Annotated in this window: 18 protein-coding genes and 1 pseudogene; 13 read left to right on the top strand and 6 right to left on the bottom strand. The window is 34.5% G+C overall.

Annotation, left to right across the window (positions count from 1 at the left end):
• Positions 1-133: 133 nt before the first annotated feature.
• The 5 genes from Q5I06_RS04820 to Q5I06_RS04800 form a co-directional block, all read right to left on the bottom strand.
• Complete coding sequence (locus tag Q5I06_RS04820) at positions 134-907, bottom strand: TIGR02757 family protein (protein WP_305516763.1); 774 nt, start codon at positions 905-907, stop codon at positions 134-136.
• Positions 904-2,724, bottom strand: coding sequence for a flagellar hook-associated protein FlgK (gene flgK / locus Q5I06_RS04815; protein WP_305516764.1), 1,821 nt, complete (start codon positions 2,722-2,724; stop codon positions 904-906). The genes Q5I06_RS04820 and flgK overlap by 4 nt, the downstream gene beginning before the upstream one ends.
• A gap of 9 nt (positions 2,725-2,733) precedes the next feature.
• Positions 2,734-3,162 (bottom strand): hypothetical protein, encoded by a 429-nt coding sequence (locus tag Q5I06_RS04810; RefSeq protein ID WP_305516765.1) that lies wholly within the window; start codon positions 3,160-3,162, stop codon positions 2,734-2,736.
• Positions 3,163-3,221: 59 nt separating this feature from the next.
• On the bottom strand, positions 3,222-3,422 hold the full coding sequence (locus Q5I06_RS04805) for a flagellar biosynthesis anti-sigma factor FlgM (RefSeq protein ID WP_305516766.1): 201 nt from the start codon (positions 3,420-3,422) through the stop codon (positions 3,222-3,224).
• A 61-nt stretch (positions 3,423-3,483) separates the two neighbouring features.
• Positions 3,484-3,693, bottom strand: coding sequence for a hypothetical protein (locus Q5I06_RS04800; protein ID WP_305516767.1), 210 nt, complete (start codon positions 3,691-3,693; stop codon positions 3,484-3,486).
• A 182-nt stretch (positions 3,694-3,875) separates the two neighbouring features.
• On the opposite strand from Q5I06_RS04800, the pseudogene Q5I06_RS04795 reads away from it, so the two are divergent.
• The 13 genes and pseudogenes from Q5I06_RS04795 (at position 3,876) to Q5I06_RS04735 (ending at position 15,068) form a co-directional block, all read left to right on the top strand.
• Positions 3,876-5,050 (top strand): annotated as a pseudogene (locus Q5I06_RS04795) (peptidoglycan DD-metalloendopeptidase family protein).
• Positions 5,034-5,627, top strand: coding sequence for an NUDIX domain-containing protein (locus Q5I06_RS04790; protein ID WP_305516769.1), 594 nt, complete (start codon positions 5,034-5,036; stop codon positions 5,625-5,627). Before Q5I06_RS04795 ends, Q5I06_RS04790 begins: the two are co-directional and overlap by 17 nt.
• Positions 5,628-5,636: 9 nt before the next feature.
• Positions 5,637-6,434, top strand: a complete 798-nt coding sequence (locus tag Q5I06_RS04785; RefSeq protein ID WP_305516770.1) for a plasminogen-binding N-terminal domain-containing protein — start codon at positions 5,637-5,639, stop codon at positions 6,432-6,434.
• Between the two features lie 18 nt (positions 6,435-6,452).
• A complete protein-coding gene (locus Q5I06_RS04780) occupies positions 6,453-7,835 on the top strand; it encodes an FAD-linked oxidase C-terminal domain-containing protein (RefSeq protein ID WP_370690917.1) in 1,383 nt (460 codons plus the stop codon).
• Between the two features lie 91 nt (positions 7,836-7,926).
• Positions 7,927-9,393 (top strand): TolC family protein, encoded by a 1,467-nt coding sequence (locus Q5I06_RS04775; RefSeq protein ID WP_305516772.1) that lies wholly within the window; start codon positions 7,927-7,929, stop codon positions 9,391-9,393.
• The gene (locus Q5I06_RS04770; RefSeq protein WP_305516773.1) at positions 9,380-10,636 is read left to right on the top strand and encodes an efflux RND transporter periplasmic adaptor subunit; all 1,257 of its coding nucleotides are present in this window, start codon (positions 9,380-9,382) and stop codon (positions 10,634-10,636) included. The genes Q5I06_RS04775 and Q5I06_RS04770 overlap by 14 nt, the downstream gene beginning before the upstream one ends.
• Positions 10,633-11,319, top strand: a complete 687-nt coding sequence (locus Q5I06_RS04765) for an ABC transporter ATP-binding protein (RefSeq protein ID WP_305516774.1) — start codon at positions 10,633-10,635, stop codon at positions 11,317-11,319. Before Q5I06_RS04770 ends, Q5I06_RS04765 begins: the two co-directional genes overlap by 4 nt.
• The gene (locus tag Q5I06_RS04760) at positions 11,316-12,530 is read left to right on the top strand and encodes an ABC transporter permease (RefSeq protein WP_305516775.1); all 1,215 of its coding nucleotides are present in this window, start codon (positions 11,316-11,318) and stop codon (positions 12,528-12,530) included. Before Q5I06_RS04765 ends, Q5I06_RS04760 begins: the two co-directional genes overlap by 4 nt.
• Positions 12,523-13,041 (top strand): methylated-DNA--[protein]-cysteine S-methyltransferase, encoded by a 519-nt coding sequence (locus Q5I06_RS04755; RefSeq protein ID WP_305516776.1) that lies wholly within the window; start codon positions 12,523-12,525, stop codon positions 13,039-13,041. Before Q5I06_RS04760 ends, Q5I06_RS04755 begins: the two co-directional genes overlap by 8 nt.
• A 129-nt stretch (positions 13,042-13,170) precedes the next feature.
• Positions 13,171-13,314: a hypothetical protein gene (locus Q5I06_RS04750; protein ID WP_305516777.1), complete on the top strand. Its 144-nt coding sequence runs from the start codon at positions 13,171-13,173 to the stop codon at positions 13,312-13,314.
• Positions 13,315-13,546: 232 nt separating this feature from the next.
• Complete coding sequence (locus Q5I06_RS04745) at positions 13,547-14,344, top strand: substrate-binding domain-containing protein (RefSeq protein WP_305516778.1); 798 nt, start codon at positions 13,547-13,549, stop codon at positions 14,342-14,344.
• 57 nt (positions 14,345-14,401) lie between these two features.
• The gene (locus tag Q5I06_RS04740) at positions 14,402-14,806 is read left to right on the top strand and encodes a YbgC/FadM family acyl-CoA thioesterase (protein WP_305516779.1); all 405 of its coding nucleotides are present in this window, start codon (positions 14,402-14,404) and stop codon (positions 14,804-14,806) included.
• Positions 14,796-15,068 (top strand): HP0495 family protein, encoded by a 273-nt coding sequence (locus Q5I06_RS04735; RefSeq protein ID WP_305516780.1) that lies wholly within the window; start codon positions 14,796-14,798, stop codon positions 15,066-15,068. The genes Q5I06_RS04740 and Q5I06_RS04735 overlap by 11 nt, the downstream gene beginning before the upstream one ends.
• A gap of 135 nt (positions 15,069-15,203) precedes the next feature.
• On the opposite strand, the gene Q5I06_RS04730 is transcribed toward Q5I06_RS04735, so the two are convergent.
• The gene (locus Q5I06_RS04730) at positions 15,204-15,410 is read right to left on the bottom strand and encodes a tautomerase family protein (protein WP_305516781.1); all 207 of its coding nucleotides are present in this window, start codon (positions 15,408-15,410) and stop codon (positions 15,204-15,206) included.
• Positions 15,411-15,414: the final 4 nt, after the last annotated feature.

The following is a 15,414-nucleotide window of genomic DNA, read 5'->3' as shown; positions in this document are numbered from 1 at the left end:
TTTTTACAAAAATTAGGCCAGATGTGTATTTTTTTCATTTACCTTCATTTACTATTTGAGGATTTTATTAGGTTTGTAGGCATAAAACGATCAATCCAACAAAGCTAAAAAGAACTAGAAGTTGTCCTGTGTGCTATAGAAATCTATATTCCCGTGATTGTCCTAATCGATAAAGTGCAAAATCATATTTCACCGGATCGTTAGCATCAAATTTCTTCAATAAATCTGTAATAAGCAGTGCGGAATATAAGTCATAACTTTTTCTATCTAATAGACCGAGTTTTTGAGATACCTTGAAGGTATGTGTATCAAGTGGAAGAATCAAATCAGATTTGTTTATTTCCTCCCATCTACCAAAATCCAAATTATCTTTTCTCACCATCCATCTAAGGTACATATTCCAACGTTTGAGCGGGGAGCTTCCTTTTGGATTTTGAGAAACTTTTCCAATTAGAAATTCAAGACCTCTTGATTTTAGATATGATTTTTGAAGTATTTTAGAAACCCTATCTATAACTAGATAAACCCCTTCTAAGATATTTTTATTTTTATCATAGCCTTCTAAAACAATAGATTTAACTCTCTTAGTATGGATTATTTTATAAAAAACAATAAATAAATTTCTAATATCCTCTGAAGTCTGGAAACGATAGTGTGGAAAAGCTGCTTTTTGGATTTCACCTACAGAAGTGTGCAACAATGAAAAATCCAAACTATCTAAAGTTCGGACAATCTGCCCTACACTGCCATATGAAAGCAAAGCACAAATCAAGGCTATTTCATCAAAAATATCACTATTTTTATATCTTCGTACTATCAAAAGAGGATCTGGGTTTTCCACAGAAACCTCATTGGAATTATTTTTAAGCAGGTAGTGCTGATCTAATAATGCCTTTATATCTCTCATTGTTTGATACTAAGAAGTGTGTCTATCATCCTGTCAATTGCGGTTATAACTTTTGCATTCGCGGCATATCCGCCTTGAAATTTAATCAGATTAACCATCTCTTCATCAACACTCACTTGAGAAATAGCTAAATGTTCCTTTTTGATAGCCTCAAAAACTGATTTTTTTGTATTCAGGGTTTCTTGAGATTTTTCAGTATCAGTGGCGACTTTTCCATTGAGATATTGATAGAATTCACTCAATTTCATCTTATTGATTTCAAATTTATTATCATAAAAATCGATCTTTTCATACTGCATTTGTTGCATCATATTAGCTACATCAAAATTTCCATTTATAGGAGCTAACCAAGGTCTGATATAAGTAGGGTCTTTTTTATACTTACTATTGATTCGAATATTTTGTGCACTATTGCCCTCAAAAAATGGATTCACCCCAAGTGCTCCTGTAAAATTTGTTCCATTGTCTTTGAGTGAGACATAAAACCCCTTTGAGGGTTCCTTTGCTTGGATATAGAATTTTTTGGCTTTATTGTCAAAATAAGCTTTAAAATAATCGTCAAAATCATTTGTATCGTTGTTATCATGATTATCATCAGTGTTTGCATTGATTTGCGTAACAATGTCTTTCATTGTGGTGATATCGCTAATAGCGATGGTTTTTTTTGCGATTTGTTTTCCATCTGTGTTGTAGGCGATGAGATCAATTGTGCCATTTTTGATATTGTAATTAGTGTCTTTGAGAGCTTCAATATCTTCAAACTCAACCTTCTCACTCTCGATCTGATGAGCTGCACTTTGAGCGTAAATAGAGTTTGTAGCTTCAATAAAACCTTTTGCAAAAGAATCTAATAGATTGAGATAGTTTTGAAGTTTTCCTGTTTTTGTGCCATCATATCCCGTATTATATAGCCCTATCAATGCCCCTGCTTTACCTTCGGTGAGCCTATCTGTAATATCTACATCTTTAAAGTCATAGCCACGAAAATAGACACGATTAAGATGTGCAGCGTTGTTTTGTTTTTCTAATACAAGTGGGTGAAAGATAGTTCCATCAACGATATTAAATCCATTAGCAATGTTTAATACATACCCATCATCAAAATCTGCTGTTTTTTTGTCATTGAGTGCATCCATTCTAATGTTGTTTTTAAATACATTTCCCCCCACAAGTTCGCGTAAATGAAATTCTAACTCATCTCTTCTATCACGCAATTCATTGGCTTGTTTGAATATTTTTGGATCTTCTGTTTCTCTTAGACGCTTGTTTATTTCTGCGATTTGAGAACCTAGACTATTGACTTCTTTTATCGTGGTTTCCAACTCTTCGCTACTTTTTTGTTGCAACATGGAAATTTTACTTCGAGTGTCTCTGATATTATGGGTTAGCACCTCTGCATTTTTTGCCAAAACTTGCTTTTGAGCAGGATCTTTGCCATTTTTTGCCAAATCTTTCCAAGCGTTAAAATATTCCTGAAGATCGTTGTATATCCCCACCCCATCTACATCTGGAAAATATGCGGAGGCTTCTTTGAGAGCACTAAAATCAGTGTTATAAAATTCATTATCTTGTGCGGCTTTAGAATAACGAGAAAATACAAATTCATTATGTATACGTTCTACAGACTCTACATCCACACCTCTTCCGATGCTTTTATTTTGGTATTCAATAGGTTTTTCGGGTCTGGCAATAACCCTTTGTCTGCTATAAAATTCATCACTAGCATTAGAGATGTTATTTCCTGTAACATCTACCATTAATTGGTGGGCTTGAAGTCCGCTATAAGAAGTGTTCAAAGAAGATAAAATACCACCCATTGTTTTTCCTTATGCCTGGACTTTTAAAAAACTGCTTTGGGGAGTTTTGCTTCCCTTGTAATCAGATATTTCATGAGGAATGATTTTTTGAATCAAAGAAGTATAAAATTCAGAAACCGCAAACACGATCCGTGCATAACTAGTATTGAGATTTTTGAGTTCTTGGAGATTTTTTTTCATTTCACCTAAAAGATCACTCGCCTCATCGTCGATGAGTTCGGATAATTCTTTATCAGGGAATTGCTTTTTTAGATTCAACATCTCTTGATCAATGAGATTTTTTTTTGCCTCAAAGGTTTTGATAAGCTCTTGTTTTTTGCCATTGCGAGAAAAAATACTCTCATGAGAGGCAATAGCAATATCTTCAATATCTAAAGAAGTCAATTCTATAAGGGATTGAAGGTCAGAAACAGCACCTCTTAGGTAGTTATGAAGCATGGTTTTAATCCTAAATATTTTATTTAAATACTCCAAACTCTCAAGGAGCATTTTTATATTTATAGATTAAGCAAATTCAGTGCCATTTTTTCTGAAGTTTTTTGAATATCAACCCTATAAGTACCATTTTTTACAGATTCTTTAATTTGAATTGCTTTATCTTCGACTTCTTGTGTATTCTTTGGCTTGATATTCTCTGAATATTTTTTATTCTCATTAGCGATCAAAGGGCTAGTGCCAACTGTGACTGGTTTTATCATCTCAAATCTCCTATAATTATGCTCATTTATATACACAATATCGACAATATTTCTTAATGGTTTAGTTTATTTTTTTGATTTGTTTCATCATCTCTTCTCTAAATTTTGACACATCTGTGACATTAGTCGTGTTTTTAGTGTTGCTAAAAAGCGATGCGTCTTCATTTGGAGAATAAGTATAGATGAAGATAAACACCATTCCATAGCAAAACAATCCAAAACAGACACTCGGAAAAAGCCAAGTTTTAAAATCAAATTTTTGAAATCCCATGCTCAAACACACCTTATTTATAATTTATATTTTTTAGAGTTTTACCCATCTTTATAGATACTTTTTTTGAATTATAACAGATTTTTATCATATACGATATTTTATAGCAAATGTATTTTTGTGAGCATATTTGTAAAACTTGTATATAATTTGCCCTTTTACATACAATTTCAAGGTCTTCAATGAAAAAAATTTTACTGATATTTTTGCTCTTATCTTCTGTGAGTTTTGGTGCTATTGGCGAAAAACTAGCGTGGGATAAGGGGACAACCTTACTGGCTTTTTTTGAACAAAACTCTCTTCCTTTGAAGCTTTATTATAACCTCTCCTCTCAAGACAAAGAACTCACTGCAGAAATCTACGCAGGAGTATCATATTATGTTCTCAAAGACGATAATGGAGATTTGCTCCAAGCTCTTATTCCTATCAGCGAAGATGTCCAAATCCACATATACAAAGATGATGAAGACTATAAATTAGATTTTATTCCTATTGTCTATACTTCTGTGCAGAAAATCCTAACAATTTCTGTCCAAAAATCGCCCTATCAAGATATTATAGACGCTACTTCGGATGTAAGTTTGGCAAATGAATTCATCAATGCTTACAAAAAAAGCATCAATTTCAAAAAATTCGTCATCAAAGATGACAAACTAGCCATCATCTACACTAGAAAATATCGATTAGGCAAACCTTTTGGTTCTCCAGATATAAAAGCAAGCGTGATTGAAACCAACAAAAAATCTAACTATATTTTTGCCTATAAAGGACGTTATTATGACAAAAAAGGAAAAGAAGTAGCCGGATTTTTGTTAGAAGTGCCTGTAAATTATACACGCATTTCCTCAAAATTTTCTTACGGAAGGCTGCATCCCATACTCAAAATCATACGTCCTCATTATGGCGTAGATTATGCAGCTAGAATCGGCACACCCATCCGAGCTGCTGCTGATGGAAAAATCATCTATGTAGGAGTAAAAGGTGGATATGGAAAAACTATAGAAATCAACAATGGTAATGGGATTAAAACTCTCTATGCACATATGAGTTCATTTGCAAAAGGCATACATAATGGAATGTATGTAAAAAAGGGACAAATTATTGGAAAAGTCGGCACTACTGGAGTAAGCACAGGTCCTCATCTACACTTTGGAGTATATAAAAACAACCGCCCAATCAATCCATTAGGAAGCATACGCACAGCAAAAAGTGAGCTTAAAGGAAAAGATAAACAAGAATTCAATAAAATTGCTCAAACCTATATGAAAGAACTTGATGATGCCCTTGAAAAAAGCTCTTTTGAAGATCAAAAATCTTTTATATCTATCAAGGATTAAAGAATGAAATATTTTTCTGATGTAGATTCCAAAGTAGATTTTAAATCCATTTGCTTTGAAGAATGCTTGGATTCAAACTACATCAAACCTGCTAGAATGACATATATTGAAAATGGTAAAAAAAAGGTTTGGGATATTATTAATTCTTATGATAGCGTTTCTATACTTTTATACAACCAAGAAATTGATAGCTTTTTAATTGTCAGACAATTTCGCCCTGCTGTGTATGCAAACAACCAAGATGGCTACACTTACGAACTATGTGCTGGACTTATAGACAAAGAAGGCAAGAGCCTTGAGCAAATCGCATCTGAAGAAATATTTGAAGAATGTGGCTATGATGTAAAAGCTAGTGATTTAAAAAAAATCGGTAGCTTTTTCGCTTCTACAGGTATTAGCGGTAGCAAACAAACGATATTTTTTGCTACCATTTCTCAAGAGAATAGAATAAATGGAGGTGGAGGGATTGATGATGAATGTATTGATGTTTTATTTTTGCCTCTAAAAGAAGCTCAAAATTTTATCGATGATGATTCCATCGCAAAAACACCCGCCCTTGCATACGCAATCAAATGGTATATGGATAAATTCAAATAAGGATCAAAATTGTTCAAAAAAATTCTCATCACTATCGTTTTTGTAGTTTTTTCAATAGCAAATGCTGATAAGTTCAACGAACCTCTATCTATCAGTATAGAAAAAGTAGATACCAAAAACAAAACATTAAGCTTTCCAGCCTATGATTTAGTGGTAGGAGAAAGTGGTTTTGTCCTCACAAAACTAACAGATTATGTGGTGATTTCAGCGAAAATAGAGATAAAATCCATAGAAAATGGCATCGCCACAGCTAGTTTTAGTGATTTTGATACAATGAAACAAAAATATCTTCCAACTCCACACATACTGCCTAAAGCAGGAGATATGGCATCTTTTAGAGAGATCAACAACAAAGCATTCTTAATAGCTCCTGATCTAAATACTTATGAAAAAATAAAATCTCAACTCAAAGATGAATTATCTCTTATGAGTTCTGATCTATTGATGGGATACCTAAACGATTATGGCGGTTTTGATCCTAATGCCAAATTTCTAAAAAAAGCTTGTAGTGTTTATAGCGTGGGATTAATCTATATCGTGGGGACAAATAGCCTAAATGTACTAGATTGCCAAAGCCTAGCTTTATTAGAGAGTATTCCTTTTGATACTTCCAAAGTAAATAAAACTATCGCTCCTTTTTTCTCCCGCTTACAAGAGATAAAAACAGGTTCTTTGGCGAGTTTGTTTTACTCAAAAAAATCCAAAAACTACTTTGAATTTTATGATAATCTAATAAAAAATGGCTTTGATATTCAAAAATCCAAAAAAGCAAAAAAATCTCCAAAAACTAAAGAGTCTCAAAAATAACACTAAGGATAATTTGTGATAGAAGTAAAACATCAAAAAGAACTTGAAAAAATCGTCGGTTCTGAGAATTTCTATAACGATAAGGCTCATTTGATTGCGTATTGCTATGATGCTACAAAAGAACGTTATGAGCCTGATTGTATCATCTATCCAAGAAATGAAAGCGATGTGAGCAAAATCCTCAAATACTGCAATACGCACAAAATATCTGTATTACCAAGAGGTGGTGGGAGTGGATTTACAGGAGGTGCATTGCCTGTGAATGGAGGGGTTGTTTTGGCGATGGAAAAACACTTCAATCAAATCCTAGAAATCGATGAAAAAAATCTCATTGCTAGGGTGCAACCCGCAGTTATCAACAAACATTTTCAAGAAGTTGTAGAAAAGATAGGTTTGTTCTATCCCCCCGATCCTGCAAGTCAGGAATACTGCACACTAGGTGGGAATGTGAGCGAGAATGCCGGTGGAATGAGAGCTGCAAAATACGGTATCACAAAAGACTATGTCATGGCGATCCGAGCGGTCTTGCCTAATGGAGAAATTATCCGAGCTGGTAAAAAAACCATAAAAGATGTCGCGGGATACAATGTAGCTGGAATCTTGATAGCAAGTGAGGGTAGCTTGGCGGTAATTACCGAGATAACCCTCAAACTCATCGCGAAACCAAAAATTTCCAAATCAGCAATGGGGGTATTTAGCGATATACAATCTGCAATGAACGCAGTTTATAAAACAATGGCAGGTGGAGTAACCCCTGTAGCTATGGAATTTTTAGACAACCTAAGCATTAGGGCTGTAGAAGAAAAATTTCACAAAAATCTCCCCATAGAAGCTGGTGCGATCCTCATCACTCAAGTTGATGGCGATATTCCTGAACAAATCAAATGGCAACTAGAAAAAATTCAAGAAAAATTCACAGAAAATGGCTGCATTGATTTTAAGATTGCACAAAGCAAAGAAGAGGAAGAAAACCTCTGGTTTGCCAGAAGAAATGCTTCTCAAAGTATCACTGTCTATGGCAAAAAAAAGCTCAATGAAGATATAACCGTGCCTAGATCAAGGCTTCCTGAACTTTTGGAAAAAATCTCTATTGTAAGCAAAAAATATGGTTTTAAGATTCCTTGTTTTGGACATACTGGGGATGGAAATGTACATACAAATGTAATGGTGCCTGATGACAAAGACGAAGAACAGCTCAAAAGAGGGCATCAAGCCATAGAAGAGATTTTTAAAATCGCTATAGAATTAGAAGGCACACTTAGCGGAGAACATGGTATAGGGTTGTCTAAAGCGCCTTTTATGTCATTGGCATTCACTCCTGCAGAAATGGAACTTTTCAGGAGTATCAAGAGAGCCTTTGATCCTAATAACATACTCAATACTGGCAAAATGGGTTTATGACCCAAAAACTCAAAAGTTTTTTGGGCGATAATTCACAAATACTTTATATAACCTTAAGTATAATTCTCAAAATCAAAATTTTTGAGGTCAAATGAATTTTTTACGATTTGCAATACTTATTGTTTTTTTTACAGGTTGCACTTCTTTAATCCAAAAAGAAGAAATGATTTCAAAAACCCGCATACCAAAAAAATTTTCCAATCAAGATATATTAGAATCCATAGTGGAACAAACCTATGGTAAAAAACCCACTCTACCACAAAATACAGCAAATTTTCAAAATATGGATTTTGTCCAAACTTTTTTCTACATTTTTTCAGATACAACCTTGCAAAAACTCATAAACGAAGCCCTCAAGAACAATACCAATGTGCTCACCCTCACTTCTAAAATCGCCCAAGCAAGATCGAGTGCGAAAATTCAAGGGGCAGATATGATTCCAAAAATTGGAGTGAATCTAGGCTATAACTATAGCGATGGAAATTACAAAAAATACCAAATCAATTTCAATCAAAATACACTCAATGGGTCTTTGACCCTTTCTTGGGAAATGGATATTTTCGGAAGAATCAATTCCTTGCGCAAAGCCTCAAAAGAACAATATTTTGCCGCTCAAAAAGATCTCTGTAGTGCCAAGGTTAGCCTAATAGCAGATGTTGCGAACTATTATTTTACAATCAGAAAATTAGCAAACGCGATCAACATCTATCAAAAACTAATCGAAAATCAAGAAAAAATCTATCAAATCAATGAACAAAAATACCACCTCAAACTCATAGATATCACTGATTTGGCTTCACTAAAAACCACTCTTTCTACTCAAAAAAACACTCTTTTAGATCTATCTTATCAGCTAGAACAAAATAAAAATGCACTTTTTGTGCTTTTGAACTCACAAAATATCGATTTTGATACAACCCTCACTTATGAATTTGAAAAACCAAATTTTCCAAATATAAAAGCAATGCCCTCTAGTGTGCTTTTAAAAAGACCTGATGTACAATCTGCTATTCATACTCTAAATGCTCAAATATATACCCAATCTAGCAAACGTGCTGAGTTTTTCCCTGTGCTAAATATCAGTGGAAATCTAGGACAGATATTGTTTTCAAATAATGGAATCGGGGATTTGATCTGGCAAATCACAGGGTCTTTGGCTATGCCATTATTCAACCGAACAAGCATTAGAGAAAACTATAAAATCCAAAAAGAAAATGTCAAACAAGCTTTTTATACACTTCAAAACTCTATCAACACAGCTATTGGAGAGATACAAAATGCAATATCAGATGCAGATTATTCTAATCAAAATCTGCAAAACTCAATCCAAAGCACCCAAATAACGCAAAACGCACTAGAAGCAACCAAACTCAAATATAACTATAAGCTCATTGATGAAATCGCCTTACTCAATTATCAAAATCAATACCTAAATACTCAAAAAACCCTAAATGATTCGCTTTATTCTAATACTGAGGCAATGATTATGCTTTATAAATCATTTGGCGGAATGTTTGTATTTGAAGAAAACAAAGGAAATGAAAATGCCCAGCACTGAAATCTATTCCAAAATCAATCCAAAAAAATCAAATCACAAAAAATACTGGCTTATAGGTATTTGTATCCTCGTATTTATCTGCATCATCGCAGGGTATTTTTATAAAACAAAAGAAGAACAAATTCACTACATCACTGCTAATGCACATATGGGTGATGTTATTGCAAAAATAAATGCCACAGGCACTCTATCTCCTACAGATGAAGTACAAATCGGTAGTCAGATTTCAGGCACGGTTCAGGAGGTTTTCGTAGATGTAAATGACCCTGTTAGCAAAGGACAGGTTCTAGCTAGAATCAATCCTGAAAAAATCAATCAAGCCCTTGATAAATACAAAGCTCAAATCAATTCAGCCAAAGCCTCTTTGTTTTCATCAGAAGTATTACTTGAACAAAAAAAATGGAATTACGAGCAAATGCAAAAGCTTTTTAAAGCTACAGAAGGCAAAAGTCCATCAGAGCTAGATCTCCAAAACGCAAAAATGGAATATCTTCAAGCAAAAGCAGATGTACAAACAAAAAAGGCTTCCATAGAACAAATCACCACCGATATGAGAACTTCTGAAATTGATTTAAAAAACTCTGTGATTACAAGCCCTATTGATGGAGTGGTTTTAGAACGTAGTGTAGATCCAGGACAAACCGTCGCTGCAAGTTTCCAAACCCCTACCCTCTTCAAACTCGCTCAAAATCTAAGAGAAATGAGCCTTATTGTAAATGTCTCTGAATCTGATATTGGAAAGGTAAAACCCGGTCAAAAAGTTGTTTTTAATGTCGATGCCTATCCTGATAAGGAGTTTGACGCAGAGGTGAATCGAGTGAGCTTTGCTGCAGCTAGTAACGATGATAATACAAACAACATCGTAAGCTATGAAACCAAAATCTATGTCAATAACCAAGATTTACTTCTAAAGCCCGGTATGAGTGTGAATGCAAATATTCAAGTTGCACAAGCTTATAATGTCTTGTTAGTCCCTGTTGCAGCACTTTTTTACGAACCCAAAACCACATCCAAACAAAATCAAAAAAATAGCCCTTCACTAATGGGAAAACCCAGAAAAAAAGCCGGTATAAATGAAGCAAAAGAATTAAAATCGAAAACTAGCACGATTTATATTCTCAAAAACAATGTTCCAACACCCATAAATGTAGATGTGGGAATATCTGATGGAAAATCAGTGCAGATTATATCTGATGATATCGATACAAACACGCAAATCATCACTTCAAGTACAAAAAAATGAGCTTACTAATAAAGCTAGATAAAATCACCAAAACCTATGGAAAAGGTGAAAATGCCTTTTTAGCCCTAAAAGGAGTGGATCTTGAAATCCACAAGGGGGAATTTATCGCCCTTATGGGACCTTCTGGATCTGGAAAATCGACTTTGGCAAATATTCTAGGTTGTCTAGATATTGGAAGTGGAGGAAAATATTTTTTTGATGGGGTAGATGTTTTTGAACTCAACAGAAGGCAAAGAGCGTTACTTAGAAGGCATTATATCGGATTTATTTTTCAAGGATTCAACCTACTCTCAAGAACGAGTGCATTAGAAAATGTAGAACTACCTCTGCTTTATCGCGGTATGCCTAAAAAAGAACGCAAAGCAATTGCCACACAAGCACTTGAAATGGTAGGTCTCAAGGGCTGGGAAACCCATAGTAGCAGCGAACTCTCTGGGGGGCAACAACAAAGAGTAGCTATTGCTAGAGCTATCGCTTCTAAGCCTGTATTTTTACTTGCTGATGAACCTACAGGAAACCTAGATACCAAACGCAGTACAGAAGTTATGGAAATCCTAAATCAACTCAACATAGAGTTAAACATAACAATCTTAATGGTCACTCACGAACCCGAAATGGCACAATATACCAAAAGACAAATTCATTTTTTAGATGGGAATATACAAAAGGATTTCAATCAATGATACTCAATGCGTTTTTTTTGGCTTTCAAGCAAATCAGAAAAAATTATCTACGAGCATTTCTCACGATGCTAGGCATTATTATAGGTGTGGGCTCAGTTATCGTAATGTTAGCATTAGGTAATGGAGCGACCCAAAAAATCACCTCTGAAATATCAAGCTTAGGAAGCAATCTTTTGATAGTTTTCCCCGCACGAAACCTCAACAACGATGGAAAAAGCAAAAAACGCAATTTTACAATGCAAGAAGTCGATACCATCAGAAGCAGACTTCCTGGCGTGAGGGCTGTTGCACCTTTTTCTAGCACTTCTGTGATCGCTCAATATTTCTCTTCTAACACACAAACTCAAGCCAATGGAATCACAAAAGATTATTTTGAAGTCACGCTTTGGGATCTCTCTAGTGGAAGATCGTTTAGAGATATTGAATACACTAGCGGAGCAAGTGTGTGCATACTAGGAGAAAGTGTGAAAAAGGCTTTGTTTGGAGATGAAAATCCACTTGGGGCACAAATAAAAGTCGTGAAAAATATGTGTGAAGTTATAGGAGTACTAGAAGCAAAAGGACAAGGTGCAATGGGAAATGACCAAGATGATGCGATATTTATGCCATTTAAAACCTTCCAAAGAAATGTAAGTGGAAAAAACACCCTTTTTAATGTCAATCGTATTATGATTTCACTCAATGACGATACAGACTCCACAGAAGCTACAAACAACCTTAAGCAAATATTACGCGATATTAGAGATATAAAAGCAGGTCAAAGAGATAATTTTGAAATCATGGACACAAAAGAAATAGAAAAAATGGTGTCCTCAACCACATCTGTCCTCACTTTGTTTTTAGGAGCTATTGCGGGAGTAAGTCTTATTGTTGGGGGAATTGGTATTATGAATATTATGCTAGTTTCAGTTACAGAGAGAACGCGTGAAATCGGCACTCGTTTAGCTATAGGAGCATTAGAAGGTGAGGTACTTTTGCAATTTCTTATTGAAGCAGTTGTGGTAAGCTCATTAGGCGGAATTATTGGAATTTTTCTAGCTTTTTTTGTGGCACTAGGAGCGAGTCATCTTATGAATATTCCTTTTGTATTTCATATTGATGTGGCGGTATTTGCATTTTTGTTTTCTGCTCTTATTGGTGTGATCTTTGGATACCTCCCTGCTAGAAGAGCCTCTAGGCTCAACCCCATAGAGGCATTACGATATGAATAATTTATTTTTAGGAAACCTAATGTATAACGGCTATATACAAACCCCAAAAGAACTAGGAAAAAAATATCTTCACATACAAGCTTCACATAAAGGAATCAAAAGCATCTCCTTTTGTGATAAGAAGCCTTCAGAACAAAATCCAAATGATATTATCCTCTCTTGCATAGATCAACTACAGGGATATTTCAAAGGAACTCTTTTTAGATTTGATGTACCTTTAGATCCTGATGGAAGTGCTTTTGCCAAAAAAGTCTGGGAGAGATTATGTGACATCAAATTTGGAGAAATCAAAAGTTACAAACAAGTCGCCTTAGAGCTAGGAGGAAGCAATTATAGCAGAGCGATAGGAAGTGCAAACTCAAGAAATCCTATTTTTATCATCATTCCTTGCCATAGAGTGATAGCAAATAACGGATCTCTATCTGGCTATGCAGGAGGGGTAGAAATTAAAAAATGGTTATTAGATCATGAAAAAAACATCATCAAAAACACTAAAAAAGAAAAAATTTAAGCTATTTTATTATTAGTTTATTTTAATATATCTAAAAAACTCTGTCATAAAACTATCCCCATAAAGACTGCGGACTACAAAATCAAAGCAAAGCAATTTGTCAAAATCTATTCACAAATGGCATCTATTATGCCTTATGAGATGATAGAATGGGAGAAATTATTTTGGTTTTTGGAATTTCTTATTCCTAAAATGATTATCAAAGATAAAGATAAAGACAAGCTAGATGAGCTTTTGAATTCTGTTGATCTCTTACAAAAACAACAACAATGAATTCACCAAAAACCTCACCTTGTAAAAAATAATCCAAGAAGTGATGCTCAAGAAAAGAGAAAAAGAACTGGATTTTTATAGAAGTTATAACAATAACGAGGAATTAAAAATAGATTTATTAAATATAACTAAAAAAATTTTAAATTTAGGTGCTTGAGAATAAATAAGCCCTTCATCTCTATTTTTAGAAAAAAGTGCTAGTATTTTGGATAAAAACAAAAGTGAGAATGAGATGAAAGCAGTGAAAAAATGTTTATTTGTGTTTGGTTGCTTGGTTGTTTTGTTCTCTAACATTCAGGCAAAAGAGCTTACCGTTATGGTATCTGGTGGTTTTTATGCTGCCTATGAAGGGCTTATAAATAGCTTTGAGAAAAAAGAAGGGGTGAAAATAAAAACACTTCGCTCTCCCTCAATGGGTAACACTCCACAGGCTATCCCAAATAGACTAAAAAATGGCGAAAAAGCAGATGTGGTGATTATGGTAGGAAGTGCATTAGACAAGCTAGAAAAACAAGGTTGGATACTCAAAGACTCCCGAGTTGAACTCGCGGATTCTCCTATTGGGGCAGTAATCAAAAAAGGCAAACCCCTCATCAGTATCAAAACCGATGCAGAACTTCGCAAGGTCTTGTTAAATGCTTCTTCCATAGCGTATTCTGATAGTGCTAGTGGAAGATATATAAGTGAGCAGTTATTCAAAAAACTAGGGATTGAAAGACAAGTCAAAGACAAAGCATATATGATACCTAGAATCCCTGTTGCCTCAGTAATCGCCAAAGGAGCTTATGAAATCGGCTTTCAACAAGTAAGCGAGATTCTTCCTATTGCAGGTATTACTTTTATTGGAGAGTTGCCAAAAAACTTGCAGCATTTCACCCGTTTTGCTGGTGCTGTAGTGGCGACTTCGCATTCCCCTATCGAAGCTAAAGAATTACTAAAATATCTATCCTCAAAAGAAGTACAAAACATCGTGCATTCCACTGGCTTGTGTTCCATCAAACATAGCACATTAAAAAGCTTGATGAAGTAATTTGAATTATGAAATTTTTGTTATGATAAAATACCATCATATCAAACAGGAGAGTTAATGCAAATACGAATATATTATGAAGATACCGATTGCGGGGGGATTGTCTATCATACTAATTATATTAAATATTGCGAAAGAGCTAGGAGTGAGGAGCTACTTTTTTCAGAAGCTTTCAATCCTCATAAAATCAGCAATGCTTTTGTTGTGAAAAATTTGAAGGCAAATTTCATATCAAGTGCAAAACTCGGAGACAAAATAGAAGTACGCACTGAAGTACTCAAAATCAAACCTGTCACCGTTGTTTTAAAGCAAGAAATTTATAAGATTTTTGATATTTCATCAGAGACTTTATGCGAAGATAAAATCTTTGAACTAGAAGTAAAACTCGGGCATATTGATCTACTTACAGGCAAACCTACTCCTATTACAAAAACACTCCTAGGGGTATTGAATGCACGATAAACCACTATCTATTTTAGAAGGAAAACCAGAAATAAACTATCCTTGTGAATGGGAATATAGAATCATTGGAGAAAATAAAGATAAAATCAAAGAGGCAGTTTTTGAAATCGCTCCTAGAAAATATGATTTGCAGGAAAAAAACAAATCCTCAAAGGGAAGATTTGTCAGTCTTCATCTAAAAATACTCGTGAATACTGAAGAAGAACGAAATCAAATCTTCTGCGCACTCAAAGAACACAAAGAAATCAAGATGGTGATATAAGTTTTTTTCACACAACTTGAATATTAACCTAAGAATAGATTTTGTGTTTAAAACTTGTCATATTTTAGAGTTCCTTAGAATGTGTTTCTAAAATAAATCTAAGTTTGTCTAAAATAAAAAATGGATTTTTGATTTTCAGATTTTCTTTTGCTGCTTGTCTAGATCGCTCAAAAGATTTTCACCCTTAGCAAAACTATCTCTATCAAACTCGGTAAAACTGACATAAACGGTTGCTTTTGGCTTTCCTGCAATCCTCTCTAAAGACTCTGAAACATCTTTTGCAATCTCTCGCTTCTGTTCTGCGTTGAGTTTGCCTCCAACTTTTATATCAACATAGGGCATATTC

It is taken from the genome of Helicobacter cappadocius (assembly GCF_030688855.1).
Taxonomy (GTDB): domain Bacteria; phylum Campylobacterota; class Campylobacteria; order Campylobacterales; family Helicobacteraceae; genus Helicobacter_J; species Helicobacter_J cappadocius.
The sequence above is the reverse complement of the archived record's forward strand: the minus strand, read 5'-3'. Positions and strand labels throughout refer to the sequence as shown.

Bases quoted from the DNA above. Each gene is read 5' to 3' on its own strand.
- Q5I06_RS04735 (WP_305516780.1), top strand. From the start codon at position 14,796: ATGCACGATAAACCACTATCTATTTTAGAAGGAAAACCAGAAATAAAC.
- flgK (WP_305516764.1), bottom strand. From the start codon at position 2,724: ATGGGTGGTATTTTATCTTCTTTGAACACTTCTTATAGCGGACTTCAA.
- Q5I06_RS04820 (WP_305516763.1), bottom strand. From the start codon at position 907: ATGAGAGATATAAAGGCATTATTAGATCAGCACTACCTGCTTAAAAAT.
- Q5I06_RS04800 (WP_305516767.1), bottom strand. From the start codon at position 3,693: ATGGGATTTCAAAAATTTGATTTTAAAACTTGGCTTTTTCCGAGTGTC.
- Q5I06_RS04745 (WP_305516778.1), top strand. From the start codon at position 13,547: ATGAAAGCAGTGAAAAAATGTTTATTTGTGTTTGGTTGCTTGGTTGTT.
- Q5I06_RS04750 (WP_305516777.1), top strand. From the start codon at position 13,171: ATGCCTTATGAGATGATAGAATGGGAGAAATTATTTTGGTTTTTGGAA.
- Q5I06_RS04765 (WP_305516774.1), top strand. From the start codon at position 10,633: ATGAGCTTACTAATAAAGCTAGATAAAATCACCAAAACCTATGGAAAA.
- Q5I06_RS04790 (WP_305516769.1), top strand. From the start codon at position 5,034: ATGAAATATTTTTCTGATGTAGATTCCAAAGTAGATTTTAAATCCATT.
- Q5I06_RS04770 (WP_305516773.1), top strand. From the start codon at position 9,380: ATGCCCAGCACTGAAATCTATTCCAAAATCAATCCAAAAAAATCAAAT.
- Q5I06_RS04775 (WP_305516772.1), top strand. From the start codon at position 7,927: ATGAATTTTTTACGATTTGCAATACTTATTGTTTTTTTTACAGGTTGC.
- Q5I06_RS04740 (WP_305516779.1), top strand. From the start codon at position 14,402: ATGCAAATACGAATATATTATGAAGATACCGATTGCGGGGGGATTGTC.
- Q5I06_RS04760 (WP_305516775.1), top strand. From the start codon at position 11,316: ATGATACTCAATGCGTTTTTTTTGGCTTTCAAGCAAATCAGAAAAAAT.
- Q5I06_RS04810 (WP_305516765.1), bottom strand. From the start codon at position 3,162: ATGCTTCATAACTACCTAAGAGGTGCTGTTTCTGACCTTCAATCCCTT.
- Q5I06_RS04755 (WP_305516776.1), top strand. From the start codon at position 12,523: ATGAATAATTTATTTTTAGGAAACCTAATGTATAACGGCTATATACAA.
- Q5I06_RS04730 (WP_305516781.1), bottom strand. From the start codon at position 15,410: ATGCCCTATGTTGATATAAAAGTTGGAGGCAAACTCAACGCAGAACAG.
- Q5I06_RS04805 (WP_305516766.1), bottom strand. From the start codon at position 3,422: ATGATAAAACCAGTCACAGTTGGCACTAGCCCTTTGATCGCTAATGAG.